Consider the following 18,104-nt stretch of genomic DNA (forward strand, 5'->3'; position numbering starts at 1 on the left):
CGACCACCACCACCTGGCCCGATAGAGGAACGCATCCGTGACCTGCGGCGGTGTGACCCCGCACAACCCCGCCCCCGGGGCTATACAGCCGCTACGCGCGTAGATATGCTCGTCTGGTGACCATGCCCACCACCACATCCCCCGCCAGCGCTTTCGCCGACGTCACCGCGTCCGACAGCACGCTGCGCCGCTATCTTCACGGGCTGCCCGGCGTCGACGCGGTCGGCCTGGAGGCGCGTGCCGCGTCGCTCGGCACCCGTTCGATCAAGACCACCGCGAAGGCGTACGCCATCGACCTCGCCATCTCGATGGTCGACCTGACCACACTGGAAGGCGCGGACACCCCCGGCAAGGTCCGGGCGCTCGGCGTCAAGGCGGTGCACCCGGACCCCACGGACCGGACGACCCCGACGACCGCGGCCGTCTGCGTCTACCCCGACATGGTGGCCGTCGCCAAGGAGGCCGTCGCCGGTTCCGGCGTCAAGGTCGCCTCGGTCGCCACTGCCTTCCCGGCCGGCCGTGCCGCGCTGGAAGTGAAGCTGGGCGACGTGCGCGAGGCCGTCGCCGCGGGCGCCGACGAGATCGACATGGTCATCGACCGGGGCGCGTTCCTCGCGGGCAAGTACCTCAAGGTCTACGACGAGATCACCGCCGTGAAGGAAGCCTGCGGGGCGGACGCCCGGCTGAAGGTCATCTTCGAGACCGGCGAGCTGTCGACGTACGACAACATCCGCCGTGCGAGCTGGCTGGGCATGATGGCGGGCGCGGACTTCATCAAGACGTCCACCGGCAAGGTCGCGGTCAACGCCACCCCCGCCAACACCCTGCTGATGCTGGAGGCGGTGCGCGACTTCCGCGACCGGACCGGCGTGCAGGTCGGCGTGAAGCCCGCGGGCGGCATCCGCACCACCAAGGACGCGCTCAAGTTCCTGGTGCTGGTCAACGAGACCGCGGGCCAGGACTGGCTGGACAACCACTGGTTCCGCTTCGGCGCCTCCTCGCTGCTGAACGACCTGCTGATGCAGCGTCAGAAACTGGCCACCGGCCGCTACTCCGGCCCCGACTACGTGACGGTGGACTGATCACCATGGCATCCGCATTCGAGTACGCTCCGGCGCCCGAGTCCCGCTCGGTCGTCGACATCGCGCCGTCCTACGGCCTGTTCATCGACGGTGAGTTCACCGAGGCCGCCGACGGCAAGGTCTTCAAGACCGTCTCCCCCGCCACCGAGGAGGTCCTCTCCGAGGTCGCCCAGGCCGGCGAGGCGGACGTGGACCGCGCGGTCAGGGCCGCCCGCAAGGCGTTCACCACGTGGTCGGCGCTGCCCGGCGCCGAGCGCGCCAAGTACCTGTTCCGCATCGCCCGCATCATCCAGGAGCGCAGCCGCGAGCTGGCCGTGCTGGAGACGCTGGACAACGGCAAGCCGATCAAGGAGACCCGCGACGCGGACCTCCCCCTGGTCGCCGCCCACTTCTTCTACTACGCGGGCTGGGCCGACAAGCTCGACCACGCCGGGTTCGGCGCGAACCCGAAGCCGCTGGGCGTCGCGGGCCAGGTCATCCCCTGGAACTTCCCCCTGCTCATGCTGGCGTGGAAGATCGCCCCGGCGCTGGCCACCGGCAACACGGTCGTCCTCAAGCCCGCCGAGACCACCCCGCTGTCCGCCCTGTTCTTCGCGGACATCTGCCGCCAGGCGGGCCTGCCCAAGGGTGTCGTCAACATCCTGCCGGGCTACGGCGACGCGGGCGCGGCACTGGTCGCGCACCCGGGCGTCAACAAGGTCGCCTTCACCGGCTCCACGGCCGTCGGCAAGGAGATCGCGCGCACGGTCGCGGGCACGGACAAGAAGCTCACGCTGGAGCTGGGCGGCAAGGGCGCCAACATCGTCTTCGACGACGCCCCGATCGACCAGGCCGTCGAGGGCATCGTCACCGGCATCTTCTTCAACCAGGGCCAGGTCTGCTGCGCGGGCTCGCGCCTGCTGGTCCAGGAGTCGATCCAGGACGAGCTGCTGGACGCCCTCAAGCGCCGCCTGTCCACGCTGCGCCTCGGCGATCCGCTGGACAAGAACACCGACATCGGCGCGATCAACTCCGCCGAGCAGTTGGCCCGGATCACCGCGCTGGCGGAGCGGGGCGAGGCGGAGGGCGCCGAACGCTGGTCCCCGGCGTGCGAACTCCCCTCGTCCGGCTACTGGTTCGCCCCGACGCTGTTCACGAACGTCACCCAGGCGCACACCATCGCCCGCGACGAGATCTTCGGCCCGGTGCTGTCGGTCCTGTCCTTCCGTACCCCGGACGAGGCCGTCGCCAAGGCCAACAACACCCAGTACGGGCTGTCGGCGGGCATCTGGACCGAGAAGGGCTCCCGCATCCTGGCCGTGGCGAACAAGCTGCGCGCCGGGGTCGTCTGGTCCAACACGTTCAACAAGTTCGACCCGACCTCGCCCTTCGGCGGCTACAAGGAGTCGGGCTTCGGCCGCGAGGGCGGCCGCCACGGCCTGGAGGCGTACCTCGATGTCTGAGAAGTCCGAAGCAAGGCTCAGTGTCTTCAAGACCTACAAGCTGTACGTCGGGGGTAAGTTCCCCCGCTCCGAGAGCGGCCGGGTGTACGAGGTGAGCGACTCCAAGGGCAACTGGCTGGCGAACGCGCCCCTTTCCTCCCGCAAGGACGCCCGTGACGCGGTCGTCGCCGCGCGCAAGGCGTTCGGCGGCTGGTCCGGCGCGACCGCGTACAACCGCGGTCAGGTGCTGTACCGGGTGGCCGAGATGCTGGAGGGCCGCAAGGACCAGTTCGTCCGCGAGGTCGCGGAGGCCGAGGGCCTGTCCAAGGGGAAGGCCGCCGCCGTCGTGGACGCGGCGATCGACCGCTGGGTCTGGTACGCGGGCTGGACCGACAAGATCGCCCAGGTGGTGGGCGGCGCCAACCCGGTCGCGGGCCCGTACTTCAACCTCTCCTCGCCCGAGCCGACCGGTGTGGTCGCGGTGCTGGCCCCGCAGGAGTCGTCCTTCCTGGGCCTGGTCTCGGTGCTCGCCCCGGTGATCGCCACCGGCAACACCGCGGTCGTCGTCGCCTCCGCGGAGGCCCCGCTGCCCGCCCTGTCCCTCGGTGAGGTGCTGGCCACCTCCGACGTGCCGGGCGGTGTCGTCAACATCCTGTCGGGCAGCACGGCCGAGCTGGGCGCGCCGCTCGCCGCGCACCAGGACGTCAACGCGATCGACCTCGCGGGCGCGGACGCCGAACTGGCCAAGGAGCTGGAGATCGCGGCGGCGGACAACCTCAAGCGCGTCCTTCGTCCACAGCCTGTGGACTACACCGTGACTCCCGGCATCGACCGCCTGACGGCGTTCCTGGAGACCAAGACGGTCTGGCACCCCACGGGTGCGCTGGGCGCGTCGGGCTCGTCGTACTGAGCAGCACACGGAAGCCGCGCCGTCCCTTCACCTTCTGAGGGGCGGCGCGGCTTTTCGCTGGTCAGCCCTTGGGGGTGAGCAGCTCCAGCGTCTGGCCGACGACCGGGACCGCGCCGAAGGACGGGGCCTGGGCGATCGGGGCGGTCAGCGCCAGGGTGTTGAGCGGCTTGAAGTCGGCGATCGTGGTGCCGATGCCGTTGTTCAGTGGGTCGGTGCCGGTGCCGGCCAGCGGGTTGGGCTTGAGGCCGGCGATGGTGCCGGTGGCGTAACCGACCGACGTGGTCAGCGCGTTCACCCCGGACTGCGGGTTGATGTCGCCGATGTCGGCGGAGCGCAGCGGCGGCACGTCCACCAGCGGCGCGGCCGTCTCGGCGTGGGCCGCGCTCGCGCCCGCCGCCAGGGCGGCTCCGGCCGACGCGAGGGCGATCAGGGCGCGCCGTGCGGCGGGCCGGCGGGGAGACCGGGGTGCGGAATGTCGGGCCATCGGTGGTGCCGCCTTCTGGTGCGCAGGGTAATACGGTCGACACGTAGGGTAGTTGAGATGTGACGCGCGCTCCAATGCGGACCCGCGGGGTCGGCAGGACGGCCACCATGCGTCAAACTGGTGTTCCGTGAGCATCCATCCCCCGTCCCCCGCCCGTGTGGTGCTGTTGTGCGGCCCCTCCGGTTCGGGCAAGTCACTCGTCGCCGCCCTCTCCGGGCTGCCCGTGCTGCGCCTCGACGACTTCTACAAGGAGGGCGACGACCCCACCCTGCCCCTGGTGGACGGAAGCTCGGACATCGACTGGGACCATCCCGAGTCCTGGGACGCCGACGTGGCCCTGGCGGCGATCGCCCGCCTGTGCGCGTCCGGCGTGACCCCGGTGCCGGTGTACGACATCTCGCTGAGCGCCCGTACCGGCGAGGACACGCTGAGCATCGGCCGTACCCCGCTGTTCATCGCCGAGGGCATCTTCGCGGCGGAGATCGTCGAGCGCTGCCGTGAACTGGGCGTGCTGGCGGACGCGCTGTGTCTGACCCGGGGTCCGGTCACCACCTTCCGGCGCCGCTTCCTGCGCGATCTGAAGGAGGGGCGCAAGTCGGTGCCGTTCCTGCTGCGCCGGGGCTGGCGGCTGCTGCGCGCGGAACGCTCGATCGTGTCCCGCCAGGTGGCCCTGGGTGCCCACGCCTGCGGCCGGGACGAGGCGCTGAGCCGGATGGCGGCGGCCGCGGCGGGCCGGCAGACACGGCAGCAGACGGCGGCGTAACCGGGCTCGGACGTGAAGAAGCGGGACTGTACGGCCCCCCAGCCGTCCAGCCCCGCTTCCGGGTGTTCCCCCGTTTTCCCCCGTGTTTCCCCTTACGGGTTCTCGCGCGGACCCTCCCCCCGGTGGGCCCCCGCGATTCCCCGTTTCCCCTCGGGCCGAGCCCTGACGGCTCGTTCCCCCCGTTCCCCCGTGGGTCCGTCCCCCGACGGACCCGTCCTTCAGGCCACCAGCTCGCCGAAGGCGTCCTCGTGGTCCCGGCCGAAGCTCAGGACCTCGTCCTCGCGCAGGCGCCGCAGCGAGCGCCAGATGCTGGACTTCACCGTGCCGACGCTGATGCCGAGTATGTCGGCGATCTCCGGGTCGGTACGGCCCTCGTAGTACCGCAGCACCAGCATGGTGCGCTGCGGCTCGGGCAGCCGGGCGAGCGCCTGCCACAGGACGGCGCGCAGCTCGGTGCCGCGCATCGCGTCCGTACCGGCGGGCGTCTCCGGCAGTTCCTCGGTCGGGTACTCGTTCAGCTTGCGGCGGCGCCACGCGCTGATGTGCAGGTTGGTCATGGTGCGGCGGAGGTACCCGCCGACCGCGGCCTTGTCGCTGATCCGCTCCCACGCCCGGTAGGTCGAGAACAGCGCGCTCTGCAGCAGGTCCTCGGCCTCGAAGCGGTCGCCGGTCAGGTGATAGGCGGTCGCGTACAGGGAGGCGCGGCGCTCCTGGACGTAGGCGGTGAACTCCGCCTCCGTCAGCGAGCGACGCTCCCCCGGTTCCTCCCCGTACGCGCTTCCCCCGTGCCCCTCCCCCGTGCGGGCGTCGACCACCGCCATGCAGCCGGTGTGCTGACGCCCGGTGCCGCGGGCGCACCCCCGTACTCCCTGGGACTCGCGGCCGCGAGGCGACAGCGTGGTCCCGGCACCGGACTTCCCGGAATTCCCGGAGTCCACAGCGCCCCGGTGCGCGTCGTGCAGACGCGTGACCACTGCGCTGGTGCTCATGCCGTGTGGCGTGTTCATCTCGCGCTCCCCGTCGTGGACTTCCGGTGCTCGGCGTGGCCGGTGGTGCTCTCCCGCCTGCCGAAAAGCTTGCCGATCGTCCTTCATGGCCGTGTCCGCCGACTGTCACAGACCTGTCACAGGGGCCGGAGCGGGCGGGTCGTACCGGGTCCGCGCGGCCGGGAGGTGGCAAGGGCCCGGTTTGGTACGCGGTGCCCGGCTCGCGTCCGCCATGCAAGAACCCGGGGCGGCACGGGTCGTACGACGGGCGGTGCATGGGCCAGAATGAGCCCGTGCCTTCCCTGTTGCTGATCGAGGACGACGACGCCATCCGTACGGCCCTTGAGCTGTCCCTGACGCGCCAGGGGCACCGGGTCGCCACCGCCGCGAGCGGCGAGGACGGCCTGAAGCTGCTGCGTGAGCAGCGCCCCGACCTGATCGTGCTGGACGTGATGCTGCCCGGCATCGACGGATTCGAGGTGTGCCGCCGTATCCGGCGCACCGACCAGTTGCCGATCATCCTGCTGACGGCGCGGAACGACGACATCGACGTGGTGGTCGGGCTGGAGTCCGGCGCCGACGACTACGTGGTGAAGCCGGTGCAGGGCCGTGTGCTGGACGCCCGTATCCGGGCCGTGCTGCGGCGCGGGGAGCGCGAGTCCAGCGACTCGGCGACCTTCGGCAGCGTCGTCATCGACCGTTCCGCGATGACCGTGACCAAGAACGGCGAGGACCTCCAGCTCACCCCGACCGAGCTGCGGCTGCTGCTGGAGCTGAGCCGCCGGCCGGGCCAGGCGCTGTCCCGGCAGCAGTTGCTGCGGCTGGTGTGGGAGCACGACTACCTGGGCGACTCGCGCCTGGTGGACGCGTGCGTGCAGCGACTGCGGGCGAAGGTCGAGGACGTGCCGTCCTCCCCGACCCTGATCCGTACGGTCCGTGGTGTCGGCTACCGCCTGGACGCCCCTCAGTGAGCGAGCGCGGGGGATTCGGCCGCTGGACGGCCGAACGGGGGAGGAAGCTGGCCGGACTGCGGTTCACCAGCCTGCGGCTGCGGCTGGTGCTGGTCTTCGGGCTGGTCGCGCTGACGGCAGCGGTGTCCGCGTCGGGCATCGCGTACTGGCTCAACCGGGAGGCGGTGCTCACCCGCGCCCAGGACGCGGTGCTGCGCGACTTCCGGCAGGAGATGCAGAACCGGGTGGGCGCGCTGCCCGCGCGTCCCACGCAGGACGAACTCCAGCATGCCGCCGGGCAGATGGCGGGCAGCAGCCAGCGCTTCAGCGTGCTGCTGGTCGCCCAGGACCCGGACGGCCGCACGGTGTACGGCGGTTCGGGCGGCCTGAGCGGCTTCTCGCTGAAGGACGTTCCCCCCTCGCTGCGCAAGGCGGTGAACAAGCGGCAGAAGACCTCCGGCTCCAACAAGTCGCCGTACCATCTGTACTGGCAGCGGGTCACCGAGCGCGGCACGCCCTTCCTGGTGGCCGGGACCAAGGTGGTCGACGGCGGTTCGACCGGCTACATGGCGAAGTCGCTGGAGCCGGAGGCCAAGGACCTCAACTCCCTTGCCTGGTCGCTGGGGATCGCCACCGGTCTCGCCCTGATCGGCTCGGCGCTGCTCGCGCAGGCCGCCGCGACGACGGTGCTGAAACCCGTGCACCGGCTGGGAGTCGCCGCGCGCAGGCTCGGCGAGGGCCGGCTCGACACCCGGCTGCGGGTTACCGGCACGGACGAACTTGCCGACCTGTCAAGGACGTTCAACAAGGCGGCCGAGGCGCTGGAGAAGCGGGTCGCGGACATGGCCGCCCGCGACGAGTCCTCCCGCCGCTTCGTCGCCGACATGTCGCACGAGCTGCGCACCCCGCTGACCGCCATCACCGCGGTGACGGAAGTGCTGGAGGACGAGCTGGAGTTCGAGGGCGGCGGCATCGACCCGATGATCGAGCCCGCGGTGCGTCTGGTGGTCAGCGAGACCAAGCGGCTGAACGACCTGGTCGAGAACCTGATGGAGGTCACCCGCTTCGACGCGGGCACCGCCCGGCTGGTCCTGGACGACGTCGACCTCGCGGACCAGATCACCGCCTGCATCGACGCCCGGGCCTGGCTGGACGCGGTCGAGCTGGACGCCGAGCGCGGCATCCACTCCCGGCTCGACCCGCGCCGCCTGGACGTCATCCTCGCCAACCTGATCGGCAACGCCCTCAAGCACGGCGGCTCCCCGGTGCGGGTCTCGGTCCGCATCGACGGCGACGACCTGCTGATCGCGGTGCGCGACCACGGTCCCGGCATCCCCGAGGAGGTGCTGCCGCACGTCTTCGACCGCTTCTACAAGGCCAGCGCCTCCCGGCCGCGTTCGGAGGGCAGCGGCCTCGGCCTCTCCATCGCGCTGGAGAACGCCCATATCCACGGCGGCGAGATCACGGCCGCCAACTCCCCTGACGGCGGCGCTGTGTTCACGCTCCGGCTGCCGCGCGACGCCTCCCGCCTGACCGAGGAGGACGAGAAGGACCCGTCGGTTGAGGGCGACCAGGGAGCGACCACGTGAGCGGGCGGGCGGTACGAGGGCTGCTGGCGCTGCCCCTGCTGGGCGCGCTGCTCGCCGGGTGCGGCATCCGGCCGACGGAGGTGCCGACCGACTTCGGCGGGGCGCCCTCGCGGGTGCCGTGTTCGCCGGCCGGGTCCGGGCGGGCCACCGAGTCGCCGGAGGGGGTGCCGGTGCAGGTGTTCCTGCTGTGCGGGGCCTCGCTGGTGACCGTGGACCGCACGGTGCGGGTGCCGGAGGGCACGCCGGACGCGCGGCGCCGGGTCATGGTCGCGCAGGGCCTGCTGGACCTGCTCGCCTCGGCGCCGTCCGCCGGGGAGCGTGCCGCGGGCTACCAGACACGGGTGCCGGGAGGCATCACCGTCGCCGGTCCGGGGCGCGAGGCGCCGGAGGAGGCGCTGCGGCTGAGCACCGCCCCGGACCGGCTGGGCTCCCCCGCGCTCGCCCAGGTGGTGTGCACCTTCTCCGACTCGGCCGCGGCGGAGGGCGACGGCTCGGTGATCCTGGCGGGTCCGGCCCCGGCCGCGCCGCGCCGGTACGAGTGCACGGAGGACGTGCGCGACCATCCAAGCCGGGTCCGACCCCCGTCCGGGGCCGTCGCGTTGAACTGAGGCGGGCCCCTGCCCGGTGCGTGTGGCGCACGCCTCACCGGGGCGCGGGGAGCCGAAGCGGAACCGATCGAGCGCGGCGCGGCGTCTTGGGGGACGTGCAGCGTCAAGGCTCCATCGGCGGCAGCGCCGCGAACCGCATCCGAGTGACCGGGGCAATCCTCCTCGTCGCGCATCTCGCGCTCGTCGCCTGGCTGACGCTGCGGCCCCTGGACGTGCCCTGGGTGCGCCCCGCGAACCTCCGCCCACTGGCCGGGCTCCACGCCGACCTGGCACTGGGCTGGCCGGAGGCGGGCCTCCGCATCGGCGAGGGCCTGGCCCTGCTGGCCCCACTGGGCGTCCTGCTGCCGATGGCGGACGGCCGGCTCAGCGCGTCTCCTCTCGCCTCCCTGTTCCGTACGGCTGCCGCCGGTGCCCTCATCTCCCTGGGCATCGCCCTGTTGCAGACGGGGGTGCCGGGGCGGGTGGTGGACGTGGACGTGCTGCTGCTCAACACCGCGGGTGTGCTGCTGGCCCATCTGGCGGTGGTCCCGGCGGGGCGGGCCTGGCTGCGGAGGCGGCTGGGCCGGGGCGAGGCGCCGGAGGAGGAGTACGGGCAGCGGGGCGGGCGCGGCGGACTCGGGGGCGTCCCCGAGGGCATCTCAGGGGGCATCTCCGGGGGCATCTCCGGGGGCGTGGCCGGGGGTTGCGCCGGGTACCCGGCCGGGGAGGCGCGCTGGGCGGACCGGATCGGCGGGGCCGGCTTCGCTGGTCCGGCCGGTGACGCGGTGAGCGTGCGCGGGGAGCTTTCTCAGGGGCGGACCCCGACGATTCCCAGGGTCGGTATCGCCCCTTAGAGTGATGCTTCTCCCGCTTCGTCTCCGTACCGTTGGGCATACGACGACAGACGGGGGCGTGGCACTCGGCCCGCCCCGGCAGCCGGCCCGGTCGCGGGCCGACGACGACGGAGGAGCCCGCCATGACCGCCCTTGCCCGCCCCACCAACGGCCGCATGATCGGCGGCGTGTGCGCCGCGCTGGCCCGGCGTTTCGGTATGTCGGCGGGGACGATGCGGGTGATCTTCCTGGTGTCCTGCCTGCTCCCCGGCCCGCAGTTCCTGCTCTACATAGCCCTGTGGATACTGCTGCCCTCCGAGGACAAGGCCCGCACCACCGCCTGGTGAGCGCGCGCCACCCGGCCGGATTCCGCGTACTTCCCGCGTACGCGAAACGCCGCCGAGGTCGTCCCGGAGAGCACCGGACGGCCTCGGCGGCGTCGTGTGTGGGGCCTCGCGCGTGGGGAGCGCCGCGCGGGGCGAGGGGTCAGCCGAGCGGGATGCCGTTGAGGCCCAGGCCGTGGGTGGGCAGCCCCTGCACCGGCAGGCCGCCGAGCAGTCCGGCGACGGGCGCGGTCGGCCCGTTGGCCAGCACCTTCTGCACGGCGGGGCGCGCGGTGTTCAGCCCGCCGCCGATCACACCCTGCCCCTGGGAGACGGCCTCGGCGGCACCGGGCAGCGCCTGGGTGACGTTCGCGGCCGGCAGCGTGTGGGCGACGGAACCCACGAGGGGGAGGGCGTCCGGGGCGAGCGGGGCCGCGTCGGCCGCGCCCGCACCGGCGGCGGCGAAAGCGGCACCGAGGGCGGCGACACCGAGGGTCTTGGCAGCAGACTGCTTCATGGTGAATGCGTCCTTGAATGCGGAGACATGGATCACGGATGATCCGAGCGGTCCATGACCGTAAACATCACGGACCGCCCACCGCAATCACCGAAATGCGGACGGACGGTGAATGCCTGTACGTATTCTCCAGCCGCGCCATTAGTCATACAGCCATTCTCTTTCCGTATTCGCGCTGGTGACAGCGGCGTGCGGGAACGGCCGTTCGGGCGGCGCCCCTTCACATCCGGGGTGGGTGAAGTCCCGGCCCCGCGTGGACCGTTCATCGAAAGGAATGAACCTTGATTTCATCGCATTGACTTCAGAACCGGCGCCGGAGATCGAGCACAGGGCCGAACTCCTCGACAGGATGCTCGTATTCCGGCCGTTCACACAGTGGCGCGATCCGTACCCCGTGCGCGTCGATACGCAATGGTGACCGCCGGGAAGGGTTTCGTACACCGCGCCTTCTGACAGTGTTCTGCCATGGGACAGCAAGCGACGACGCCGGTCCGGACGGCCAGGCTGGGAAAGGCGGTCGGCCCCGTGCCGGGCGCGGTCAGCGGAGCGGTGCTGCTGCTCCCCGGCGGGGACGAGGTCTCCACCCGCCGTCCCTCCCCGCTCCTGCCCGGCACCTTCGTCCGCGCGCTGGCCCGCAGCCTGGCCCGCGCCGGCCGGGAGGAAGGGCTCGCCGTCCACCCGGTCCACTACCGCTACCGCGGCTGGAACGGCACCGAGGCCCACCTAGCGGCGGACGCCGGCTGGGCCGCGGACGAGGTGGTGCGGCGGTACGGGGACGTGCCGGTGTGCCTGGTCGGGCTGGACATGGGCGGCCGGGCCGCGCTGGGCGCCGGGGGGCACGAGGCGGTCAACTCCGTGGTGGCCATCGCGCCCTGGCTGCCCGGGGAGGGCGCGGACGCCGAGGAGCCGGTCAAGCAGTTGGTGGGGCGCCGGGTGCTGATCGCGCACGGCACGAACGACGAACGGTGCGATCCGGAGCTGTCGTTCCGGCTGGCGGCCCGCGCGAAGAAGGTGAACCGGGAGGTGTGCCGGTTCGAGGTGCACTCCGACGGGCACGGGCTGCACCAGCACCGGGACGAAGTGCTCGCGCTGACCGTGGACTTCGCCCTGGGCGCCCTGTTCGGCAGCCCGCTGTCCCGCCCGGTGGAGGACGCGCTCGCGGCGCCGCCGCCGATAGGGCTGCGGATGCCGCTGGCGTCGGGGTTCGGGAAGTCGCTGCGGAAGTAGGCGGGTCAGCAGCGGTTCAGGACGGGAGCAGGCTGCCCCGCCTGGAGAGCAGGAACTTCTTGAAGGCGGCCACCGGCGGGGTGTCCGGGCGGTCGGCCAGCCAGGCGACGCCGATCTCGCGGACCGCCCTCGGCGCGGTCACCGTCAGCTCCACCACGCCCGGCCGGGGCACGGTGGGCGGCGGCAGCAGGGCGACCCCGAGCCCGGCGGCCACCAGCCCGCGCAGGGTCTCCGTCTCCTCGCCCTCGAAGGCGACCCTCGGCCGGAACCCGGCCTCACGGCACAGGTCGTCGGTGATGCGGCGCAGCCCGTAGCCGGGTTCCAGGGTCACGAAGGTCTCGTCGGCCGCCTCGGCGAGCCGGATGCGGCGGCGGCCGGCCAGCCGGTGGTCGGCCGGGACGACCAGGCGGAGCTTCTGCTCGTCCAGCCGCCGGGCGACCAGGTCGGGCGCGTCCGGCACCGGCGAGGTGAGACAGAGGTCCAGTTCGCCCGCCCGGAGCCGCCCCAGCATGGCCTCGCCGTAGTTCTGCACCAGGCTGAAGCGGACCCGCGGATGGTCGGCGCGGAAGGCGTGCAGCAGGCCGGGTACGGTCTCGGGGCCCATGGTGTGCAGGAAGCCGAAGGCGACCTTCCCGGTGGCGGGGTCGGCGTCCGCGCGGACCTCCTCGGCGGCCCGCTCGACCTCGGCGAGGGCCCGCTCCACCGAGCCGAGGAAGGTACGGCCGGCCGGAGTGAGGGAGACGGTGCGGCCGTGCCGGGCGAACAGGTCCACCCCGAGGTCCTGTTCGAGGCGGACCATCGCACGGGAGAGGGTGGACTGCGGGACGTTCATCTCCTGCGCGGCGCGGGTGACGTGCTCGGTGCGGGCCACCCCGGCGAAGTAGGCGAGGCGGGGCGCGAGCAGCAGCGCCATGTCTTCTGTGTCACCGGACGGTGACAGCCGCGGTCGTGACCTCTGCTGATGCTCCATGGGAACGATTATGGCGATTCCATGCATTGGACGGATGAGTGGACGCGTCCTTAGGTTCGAGGCATGTCTCCCGCCAGTACCGGGGCGTCCATCAGCGTGGACGCCCGCACGCCCGTCCCCACCTTCGAGACCCCCGCTGTTCCGGCCCCGGCCGACTCGCGGCTGACGCCCGGCGGGCCCGGTTACCGCCGGATGAGCTTCGCCCTCTTCCTCGCGGGCGTGGCGACCTTCGCGCTGCTGTACTCCACCCAGGCCCTGCTGCCGCTGATCTCCGACGACTACGGAGTGGCGGCCGGCGAGGCGAGCTGGACCGTGGCGGCGGCGACCGGCGGGCTGGCGCTGTTCGTGCTGCCGATGAGCGCGCTGTCGGAGCGGTTCGGCCGCCGGACCGTGATGACGGTGTCCCTGATGGTCGCGGTGGCCGTCGGCCTGCTGGTGCCGTTCGCGCCGTCCATCGGCGCGCTGGTCGCGCTGCGGGCCGTGCAGGGCGCCGCGCTGGCCGGACTGCCCGCCTCCGCGACGGCGTACCTGGCCGAGGAGGTCCGGCCGAAGGCGCTGGTCACGGCGATCGGTCTGTTCGTCGCGGGCAACAGCGTGGGCGGCATGAGCGGCCGGGTCATCACCGGCTGGGTCGCGCAGGAGTGGGGCTGGCGGGTCGCCGTCGGCGTGATCGGCGTGGTCGCGGTGGGCTGCGCGGTGGCGTTCCGGCTGCTGCTGCCCGCGCCGAAGCACTTCGAGGCCGGCTCGCTGCGCCCCCGTGTGCTGGCCCGCGCGGTCCGCGACCACCTCTCCTCACCGCTGCTGCGCCGCCTGTACGCGATCGGCGCGCTGTTCATGACGGTGTTCGGCGGGGTGTACACGGTGATCGGCTACCGGCTGACCGAGGCGCCGTTCTCCCTGCCGCAGGGCATCATCGGCTCGATCTTCCTGGTGTACCTGGTCGGCACGGTCTCCGCGTCGTCGGCGGGCCGGCTGGTGGGCCGCCTCGGCCGCCGCGGCGCGCTGTACACGGCGGGCGGTACGACGGCCGCGGGCCTGCTGCTGTCGCTGGTGCCGTCCCTGCCGCTGGTCCTGCTGGGCCTGGTGCTGATCACGGCCGGGTTCTTCGCGGGCCACGCGGTCGCCTCCTCGGCGGTCGGCAGGACGGCCACCCACGGCCGCGCCCAGGCGACCGCCCTGTATCAGTCGTCGTACTACATCGGCTCCAGCGCGGGCAGCACCGTCGGCGCGCTCGCCTTCCACTCCGGCGGCTGGACGGCCACGGTCGGCGTCGGTCTGCTCGCGGTCGCGGGGGTCGTCGCCCTCACCGCGCTGGGCACCCTGGCGGCCCGTACCGCAGCGCGCCGGGAGGCCGTACCGGCGCACTGACCCGGTGCGCGCGCCCGCCCGATCTGCGGGTTCTCCAACTCCGGGGGCCATTGTCAGTGGGCTGCGGTAGCTTCCGGAGTACTGGGGCGCGACGGCGCGCGTACGGGACGGCCACAGGGGTGGGTGGACGATGAGCAACGGCACGGCGACGGCGGACCTCGATGCCGCGATGGAGAAGCACCGGACCGAACTGACCGGGTACTGCTACCGGATGCTCGGCTCGTCCTTCGAGGCCGAGGACGCGGTGCAGGACACGCTGGTGCGGGCCTGGCGGAGCTACGACAAGTTCGAGGGCCGGTCCAGCCTGCGGTCCTGGCTGTACCGGATCGCCACCAACGTCTGCCTGGACATGCTGGCCGCGGGCAACAAGCGGGCCCGCCCGATGGACCTCACCGCGCCGACCCCGCTGGCGCAGGCCGCGCTCTCCCCGCGCCCGGACCACACCTGGCTGGAGCCGGTGCCGGACGCGCGGGTCCTGCCCGCGGTGACCGACCCGGCGGAGGCGGCGGTGGCCCGCGAGTCGATCCGGCTGGCGTTCATGGCGGCGCTCCAGCAGTTGCCGCCCAAGCAGCGGGCGGTGCTGATCCTGCGCGAGGTGCTGGCCTGGCGGGCCAGTGAGGTGGCAGAGCTGCTGGGCACCACGGTCGCCTCGGTCAACAGCGCCCTCCAGCGGGCCCGCGCCACCCTCGCCGAGCGCGCCGACACCGGCGCCGACGCGGCGGTCTCCGACCCGCTGGACGAGGAGCAGAAACAGCTCCTGGAGCGCTATGTGAAGGCGTTCGAGGGGTACGACATGACGGCGCTGACCGCCCTGCTCCACGAGGACGCGGTGATGACGATGCCGCCGTTCGACCTGTGGCTGCTCGGCCCCGCCGACATCACCGGCTTCATGTCCACCATCGGCGCCTCCTGCGCGGGCTCCCGCCTCGTCCCGGTCGAGGTCAACGGCCTGCCGGGCTTCGCCCACTACAAGCCGGACCCGGAGAAGGGCGGCTTCTCCCCCTGGGCGGTCCAGATCCTGGAGATCTCAGGAGGCCGCATCACCGGTTTCCACTGCTTCCTCGACACCCCCCGCTGGTTCCCCCTCTTCGACCTCCCCCTCCACCTGGAGCCGGAGTCCGACAAGCCCGAGCAGAGCGCGTAGCGCGGGCTCCGCTCCGCGCAGCGATATCCGCCCGCCTCCCCGGCGGGCGGCCAGCTCCAGCCGGGCGAGCAGTTCGACATGCGCGAGCCCCGGCGGCCCGAGCCCGGCCACGTCGCACACGACAACCCCGCTGCTGGTCATCAGCCCCCGCACGACATCGGACAGCCCCGCCACCTCATCCCGGGTGACGGGGCCACGCAGCACGAGCACGGGGTCGGTCCTGGGGTCCACGTGGGGTAGACCGGGCGGACTCCCACAACTCATCGCAGGGCGATCAGTCCACGGGGAACTCGCTGGTGTCGATCGCCACGTCGAACGGCTTGGGCAGATGGATGGTGTCGCCGAACTTCACCGCGCTGAGCACCCGGTAGACGTCGTCCTTCGGCTCACCGTAGAGCGTGACGGTGGGGCCACCGGGGGCCCATGGGTCCACGAGCAGATAGAGCGGGATGCCCGCCGTGGCGTACGCGGCCGGCTTGCTGATCCGGTCGTGCCGAGCGTTGGACGGCGAGGTCACCTCGACGACGAGTTCGGCGAGGGCTGCCGGGATGTGCGACTCCGCCTCGGACGGCTGTAGCGGCGCGACGACCAGATCGGGGATGAACATGCCCAGGCGGGAGGGCACGGCGATGGACAGTGTCTGGAAGATCTCCCAGTCCTCGGGGATCACGGAGTACAGGCGACGCTGGATGCGCGCCGCCATCACGTTGTGGCGGTACGCGGGAGCGGGCGACACGATGACGATCCCCTCGATGATCTCCACCCTGCTGCCCTCGGGCCAGTCCGACTCGTCCCAGAACCGGACGAGGTCGTCCCAGGTGCGGTCGGGGTCCTGGCTCACGGTGAGTGCGCTCATGGCGGTCTCCAATCAGTGCGTCACCGATCCCAGCATGACGAACACGACCGGCGGAGGTCCACCGATCCCGTTCACCCGAACGAAGAAGTCCCCTGATCAGGCGATACGTTCCGGCGCCCCCGGCGGATCTTCCGCCCGCCTCAGCCACCCCCGGACGACCCCACGGCCAGCTCCAGTACCCGGCGTACGGCCGGGTCCGGGTCCGGGCGGTGGGTGTAGGTGACGGTGCTCTCCAGGCGGCCGGCCGCTCCGCGCAGGGGGACGTAGGTGATGCCGGGGACCGGGAGGTCGAGGAGGGCTTCTGTGAGGAGGCTGACGCAGAGGCCCGCGGCGACGTAGCTGAGCAGGCCGGTGAGGTCGTCGGCGGAGGCGCGGACGGCCGGGGTGAATCCGGCCGCCTCGCAGACGAGGTGGATCTGGGACCGCAGGGTCGGCAGCGCGCTCTCGGTCGGCAGCACGAACGCTTCGTCGCGCAGGTCGGCCAGGTCCAGGGCGTCGGCGGTGGCGAGGGGGTGGCCGGAGGGAAGGGCGGCCATGACGCGTTCGCGGGCGAACACGCCGGTCACCAGTTCCGCCGGGACGACGCCGGCGTCCCGGACGAAGCCCAGGTCGAGCGAGCCCGCCCGGACCATCTCGGCCACCACGGCGGACGAGTCCTGGTGCAGCCGGATGCGCAGTCCGGGCAGCTCCCGGGCCGCCGCGTTCAGCAGGCCGGGCAGGTAGTGCAGGCTCAGCAGGCTGACGTACCCGAGGCGGAGGTCGCCCTCCAGGCCGTGTCCCACGCGGCGCGCCCGGTCCAGGGCCGCCGTCTCGGCGGCGAGCAGCCGGGCCGCGTCGGCCGCGAGGACCTCCCCGGCCGGGGTGAGACGCACACCGCCGGGCCCGCGGTCGAAGAGCCGTACGCCCACGCGGCGCTCCAGCCGCTGGATGGCCTGGCTGAGCGGCGGCTGGCGCATCGAGAGGCGTTCGGCCGCCCGCCCGAAGTGCCGCTCCTCGGCCACGACGAGGAATTGTTCGAGCAACCGGCTGGACACATCCATATCTCCGAGAATATGGGATGCCACCCGATTGATATTGGACGGTTTTTCGCGGTCGGCGTGTACTGGAGGGCATCCCCCCCCGCGCACGAAAGGCATTCCCCCATGTCCGACACCCTCGCAGGCACCCGCAACGCCACCGTCATCGGCGCCGGCGTCATCGGCATCTCGTGGACCGCGCTCTTCCTCGCCCACGGTCTGCACGTCACCGTCACCGACCCGCGCCCCGAGGCGGAGCAGCAGGTGCGGGCCGGCGTCGAGGAGATCGCCCCGACCCTGGCCGCGCTCGGCCTGCCCACCGACGGGCTGACCGACCGGCTGCGTTTCGAGAGCGACCTCGCCACCGCCGTCGCGGACGCCGACCTCGTGCAGGAGAACGGCCCCGAACGGCTGGAGGTGAAGCGGGAGATCTGGCGCACCGTCGAGCAGGCCGCGCCCGCGCACGCCCTGTTCGCCACCTCCACCTCGGGTGTGCCCGCGACCGCCATCGCCGAGGCGCTGGAGCAGCCCGAACGCCTCGTCGTGGGGCACCCGTTCAACCCGCCGCACCTGGTGCCGCTGGTCGAGATCGTGCCCGGCGAGCGGACTTCGCCCGAGACCGTGGAGCGGGCCCGCGCCCTCTACACCGCCCTCGGCAAGAAGCCGCAGGTCCTGCGCAAGGAGATCCCCGGCTTCGTCGCCAACCGCCTGCAGTCCGCGCTCTTCCGCGAGGCGGTGCACCTGGTCGCGGAGGGCGTGGTGACCGAGGCGGAGCTGGACGCGGTCGTCACCGACTCGATCGGCATGCGCTGGGCCGTCGCGGGCCCGTTCCGCACCTTCCACCTCGGTGGCGGCCCCGGCGGGCTGCCGCACTTCCTCACCCACCTGGGTACGGCGATGGAGGCCGGCTGGCCCGCCCTCGGACAGCCCGCCCTCGACGAGCCCACCGTGGCCCTGCTCGCCCGCCAGGCCGAGGACGCCTTCGGCGCCGAGCCGGTCGCCGAACTGGCCGCCCGCCGCGACCGCGCCCAGCTTGCCCTGATGACGGCGCTCGACGAGGCACGATGACCCGACCCAT

The 18,104-nt window shown here is 72.5% G+C and carries 19 protein-coding genes and 1 pseudogene; 13 read left to right on the forward strand and 7 right to left on the reverse strand.

Annotation, left to right across the window (positions count from 1 at the left end; translation table 11 throughout):
* Nucleotides 1-116 precede the first annotated feature (116 nt).
* The 3 genes from deoC to ACZ3HQ_RS03230 are packed head-to-tail and all read left to right on the forward strand — an operon-like array spanning nucleotide 117 to nucleotide 3,413.
* Complete coding sequence (gene deoC, locus ACZ3HQ_RS03220) at nucleotides 117-1,082, forward strand: deoxyribose-phosphate aldolase (RefSeq protein WP_467507514.1); 966 nt, start codon at nucleotides 117-119, stop codon at nucleotides 1,080-1,082.
* A 5-nt stretch (nucleotides 1,083-1,087) separates the two neighbouring features.
* Nucleotides 1,088-2,524 carry an aldehyde dehydrogenase family protein gene (locus ACZ3HQ_RS03225; RefSeq protein ID WP_467507516.1) on the forward strand — a complete coding sequence of 479 codons (1,437 nt, stop codon included), beginning with the start codon at nucleotides 1,088-1,090 and terminating at the stop codon, nucleotides 2,522-2,524.
* Entirely contained in the window at nucleotides 2,517-3,413 is an 897-nt protein-coding gene (locus tag ACZ3HQ_RS03230) for an aldehyde dehydrogenase family protein (protein ID WP_467507518.1), read from the forward strand. The genes ACZ3HQ_RS03225 and ACZ3HQ_RS03230 overlap by 8 nt, the downstream gene beginning before the upstream one ends.
* A 61-nt stretch (nucleotides 3,414-3,474) precedes the next feature.
* Here ACZ3HQ_RS03230 and ACZ3HQ_RS03235 read toward each other — a convergent pair whose 3' ends face one another.
* The gene (locus tag ACZ3HQ_RS03235) at nucleotides 3,475-3,897 is read right to left on the reverse strand and encodes a hypothetical protein (RefSeq protein WP_467507520.1); all 423 of its coding nucleotides are present in this window, start codon (nucleotides 3,895-3,897) and stop codon (nucleotides 3,475-3,477) included.
* 127 nt (nucleotides 3,898-4,024) lie between these two features.
* Here ACZ3HQ_RS03235 and ACZ3HQ_RS03240 point away from each other — a divergent pair, with 127 nt between their 5' ends.
* Nucleotides 4,025-4,660 carry a uridine kinase family protein gene (locus tag ACZ3HQ_RS03240; protein ID WP_467507521.1) on the forward strand — a complete coding sequence of 212 codons (636 nt, stop codon included), beginning with the start codon at nucleotides 4,025-4,027 and terminating at the stop codon, nucleotides 4,658-4,660.
* A gap of 218 nt (nucleotides 4,661-4,878) precedes the next feature.
* Here ACZ3HQ_RS03240 and ACZ3HQ_RS03245 read toward each other — a convergent pair whose 3' ends face one another.
* Complete coding sequence (locus ACZ3HQ_RS03245) at nucleotides 4,879-5,667, reverse strand: SigE family RNA polymerase sigma factor (protein WP_467507523.1); 789 nt, start codon at nucleotides 5,665-5,667, stop codon at nucleotides 4,879-4,881.
* Between the two features lie 272 nt (nucleotides 5,668-5,939).
* On the opposite strand from ACZ3HQ_RS03245, the gene afsQ1 reads away from it, so the two are divergent.
* The 5 genes and pseudogenes from afsQ1 to ACZ3HQ_RS03270 all read left to right on the forward strand — a co-directional run bounded on the left by afsQ1 (nucleotide 5,940) and on the right by ACZ3HQ_RS03270 (nucleotide 9,952).
* The gene (afsQ1, locus tag ACZ3HQ_RS03250; RefSeq protein WP_158707462.1) at nucleotides 5,940-6,617 is read left to right on the forward strand and encodes a two-component system response regulator AfsQ1; all 678 of its coding nucleotides are present in this window, start codon (nucleotides 5,940-5,942) and stop codon (nucleotides 6,615-6,617) included.
* A complete protein-coding gene (locus ACZ3HQ_RS03255; protein ID WP_467507525.1) occupies nucleotides 6,515-8,185 on the forward strand; it encodes an ATP-binding protein in 1,671 nt (556 codons plus the stop codon). Before afsQ1 ends, ACZ3HQ_RS03255 begins: the two co-directional genes overlap by 103 nt.
* Nucleotides 8,182-8,793, forward strand: a complete 612-nt coding sequence (locus ACZ3HQ_RS03260) for a hypothetical protein (protein ID WP_467507526.1) — start codon at nucleotides 8,182-8,184, stop codon at nucleotides 8,791-8,793. Before ACZ3HQ_RS03255 ends, ACZ3HQ_RS03260 begins: the two co-directional genes overlap by 4 nt.
* Before the next feature lie 95 nt (nucleotides 8,794-8,888).
* Nucleotides 8,889-9,374: pseudogene (locus ACZ3HQ_RS03265) on the forward strand (VanZ family protein); the annotation flags it as partial.
* Between the two features lie 374 nt (nucleotides 9,375-9,748).
* Nucleotides 9,749-9,952 carry a PspC domain-containing protein gene (locus ACZ3HQ_RS03270; RefSeq protein WP_030806720.1) on the forward strand — a complete coding sequence of 68 codons (204 nt, stop codon included), beginning with the start codon at nucleotides 9,749-9,751 and terminating at the stop codon, nucleotides 9,950-9,952.
* 139 nt (nucleotides 9,953-10,091) lie between these two features.
* Here the strand turns inward: ACZ3HQ_RS03270 and ACZ3HQ_RS03275 are convergent, their stop codons facing one another.
* The gene (locus ACZ3HQ_RS03275; RefSeq protein ID WP_467507528.1) at nucleotides 10,092-10,445 is read right to left on the reverse strand and encodes an ATP-binding protein; all 354 of its coding nucleotides are present in this window, start codon (nucleotides 10,443-10,445) and stop codon (nucleotides 10,092-10,094) included.
* Between the two features lie 465 nt (nucleotides 10,446-10,910).
* Here ACZ3HQ_RS03275 and ACZ3HQ_RS03280 point away from each other — a divergent pair, with 465 nt between their 5' ends.
* Nucleotides 10,911-11,672, forward strand: coding sequence for an alpha/beta hydrolase (locus ACZ3HQ_RS03280; RefSeq protein WP_467507530.1), 762 nt, complete (start codon nucleotides 10,911-10,913; stop codon nucleotides 11,670-11,672).
* A gap of 16 nt (nucleotides 11,673-11,688) precedes the next feature.
* Here the strand turns inward: ACZ3HQ_RS03280 and ACZ3HQ_RS03285 are convergent, their stop codons facing one another.
* Complete coding sequence (locus ACZ3HQ_RS03285) at nucleotides 11,689-12,642, reverse strand: LysR family transcriptional regulator (protein WP_467507532.1); 954 nt, start codon at nucleotides 12,640-12,642, stop codon at nucleotides 11,689-11,691.
* Between the two features lie 63 nt (nucleotides 12,643-12,705).
* Between ACZ3HQ_RS03285 and ACZ3HQ_RS03290 the strand changes: the two genes are divergently transcribed.
* Both ACZ3HQ_RS03290 and ACZ3HQ_RS03295 read left to right on the forward strand, forming a co-directional pair.
* A complete protein-coding gene (locus ACZ3HQ_RS03290; protein WP_467507534.1) occupies nucleotides 12,706-14,010 on the forward strand; it encodes an MFS transporter in 1,305 nt (434 codons plus the stop codon).
* A 130-nt stretch (nucleotides 14,011-14,140) separates the two neighbouring features.
* On the forward strand, nucleotides 14,141-15,154 hold the full coding sequence (locus ACZ3HQ_RS03295; RefSeq protein WP_467507536.1) for a sigma-70 family RNA polymerase sigma factor: 1,014 nt from the start codon (nucleotides 14,141-14,143) through the stop codon (nucleotides 15,152-15,154).
* On the opposite strand, the gene ACZ3HQ_RS03300 is transcribed toward ACZ3HQ_RS03295, so the two are convergent.
* The 3 genes from ACZ3HQ_RS03300 to ACZ3HQ_RS03310 form a co-directional block, all read right to left on the reverse strand.
* The gene (locus ACZ3HQ_RS03300) at nucleotides 15,038-15,418 is read right to left on the reverse strand and encodes an STAS domain-containing protein (protein WP_467507538.1); all 381 of its coding nucleotides are present in this window, start codon (nucleotides 15,416-15,418) and stop codon (nucleotides 15,038-15,040) included. The genes ACZ3HQ_RS03295 and ACZ3HQ_RS03300 overlap by 117 nt on opposite strands.
* A gap of 10 nt (nucleotides 15,419-15,428) precedes the next feature.
* A complete protein-coding gene (locus ACZ3HQ_RS03305; RefSeq protein ID WP_467507540.1) occupies nucleotides 15,429-16,010 on the reverse strand; it encodes a Uma2 family endonuclease in 582 nt (193 codons plus the stop codon).
* Between the two features lie 140 nt (nucleotides 16,011-16,150).
* Nucleotides 16,151-17,050 (reverse strand): LysR family transcriptional regulator, encoded by a 900-nt coding sequence (locus ACZ3HQ_RS03310; RefSeq protein WP_467507542.1) that lies wholly within the window; start codon nucleotides 17,048-17,050, stop codon nucleotides 16,151-16,153.
* A 102-nt stretch (nucleotides 17,051-17,152) separates the two neighbouring features.
* Between ACZ3HQ_RS03310 and ACZ3HQ_RS03315 the strand changes: the two genes are divergently transcribed.
* The gene (locus tag ACZ3HQ_RS03315; RefSeq protein ID WP_467507545.1) at nucleotides 17,153-18,094 is read left to right on the forward strand and encodes a 3-hydroxyacyl-CoA dehydrogenase family protein; all 942 of its coding nucleotides are present in this window, start codon (nucleotides 17,153-17,155) and stop codon (nucleotides 18,092-18,094) included.
* The last annotated feature ends 10 nt before the right edge of the window (nucleotides 18,095-18,104 follow it).

It is taken from the genome of Streptomyces sp. NPDC018263, from assembly GCF_055562575.1.

Excerpts from the sequence above, each read along its gene's own strand:
- ACZ3HQ_RS03270 (WP_030806720.1), top strand. The coding sequence starts at position 9,749 with ATGACCGCCCTTGCCCGCCCCACCAACGGCCGCATGATCGGCGGCGTG.
- ACZ3HQ_RS03315 (WP_467507545.1), top strand. The coding sequence starts at position 17,153 with ATGTCCGACACCCTCGCAGGCACCCGCAACGCCACCGTCATCGGCGCC.
- ACZ3HQ_RS03245 (WP_467507523.1), bottom strand. The coding sequence starts at position 5,667 with ATGAACACGCCACACGGCATGAGCACCAGCGCAGTGGTCACGCGTCTG.
- ACZ3HQ_RS03310 (WP_467507542.1), bottom strand. The coding sequence starts at position 17,050 with ATGGATGTGTCCAGCCGGTTGCTCGAACAATTCCTCGTCGTGGCCGAG.
- ACZ3HQ_RS03235 (WP_467507520.1), bottom strand. The coding sequence starts at position 3,897 with ATGGCCCGACATTCCGCACCCCGGTCTCCCCGCCGGCCCGCCGCACGG.
- ACZ3HQ_RS03305 (WP_467507540.1), bottom strand. The coding sequence starts at position 16,010 with ATGAGCGCACTCACCGTGAGCCAGGACCCCGACCGCACCTGGGACGAC.
- ACZ3HQ_RS03295 (WP_467507536.1), top strand. The coding sequence starts at position 14,141 with ATGAGCAACGGCACGGCGACGGCGGACCTCGATGCCGCGATGGAGAAG.
- ACZ3HQ_RS03300 (WP_467507538.1), bottom strand. The coding sequence starts at position 15,418 with ATGAGTTGTGGGAGTCCGCCCGGTCTACCCCACGTGGACCCCAGGACC.
- ACZ3HQ_RS03225 (WP_467507516.1), top strand. The coding sequence starts at position 1,088 with ATGGCATCCGCATTCGAGTACGCTCCGGCGCCCGAGTCCCGCTCGGTC.
- ACZ3HQ_RS03285 (WP_467507532.1), bottom strand. The coding sequence starts at position 12,642 with ATGGAGCATCAGCAGAGGTCACGACCGCGGCTGTCACCGTCCGGTGAC.
- ACZ3HQ_RS03230 (WP_467507518.1), top strand. The coding sequence starts at position 2,517 with ATGTCTGAGAAGTCCGAAGCAAGGCTCAGTGTCTTCAAGACCTACAAG.
- ACZ3HQ_RS03290 (WP_467507534.1), top strand. The coding sequence starts at position 12,706 with ATGTCTCCCGCCAGTACCGGGGCGTCCATCAGCGTGGACGCCCGCACG.
- ACZ3HQ_RS03275 (WP_467507528.1), bottom strand. The coding sequence starts at position 10,445 with ATGAAGCAGTCTGCTGCCAAGACCCTCGGTGTCGCCGCCCTCGGTGCC.
- ACZ3HQ_RS03280 (WP_467507530.1), top strand. The coding sequence starts at position 10,911 with ATGGGACAGCAAGCGACGACGCCGGTCCGGACGGCCAGGCTGGGAAAG.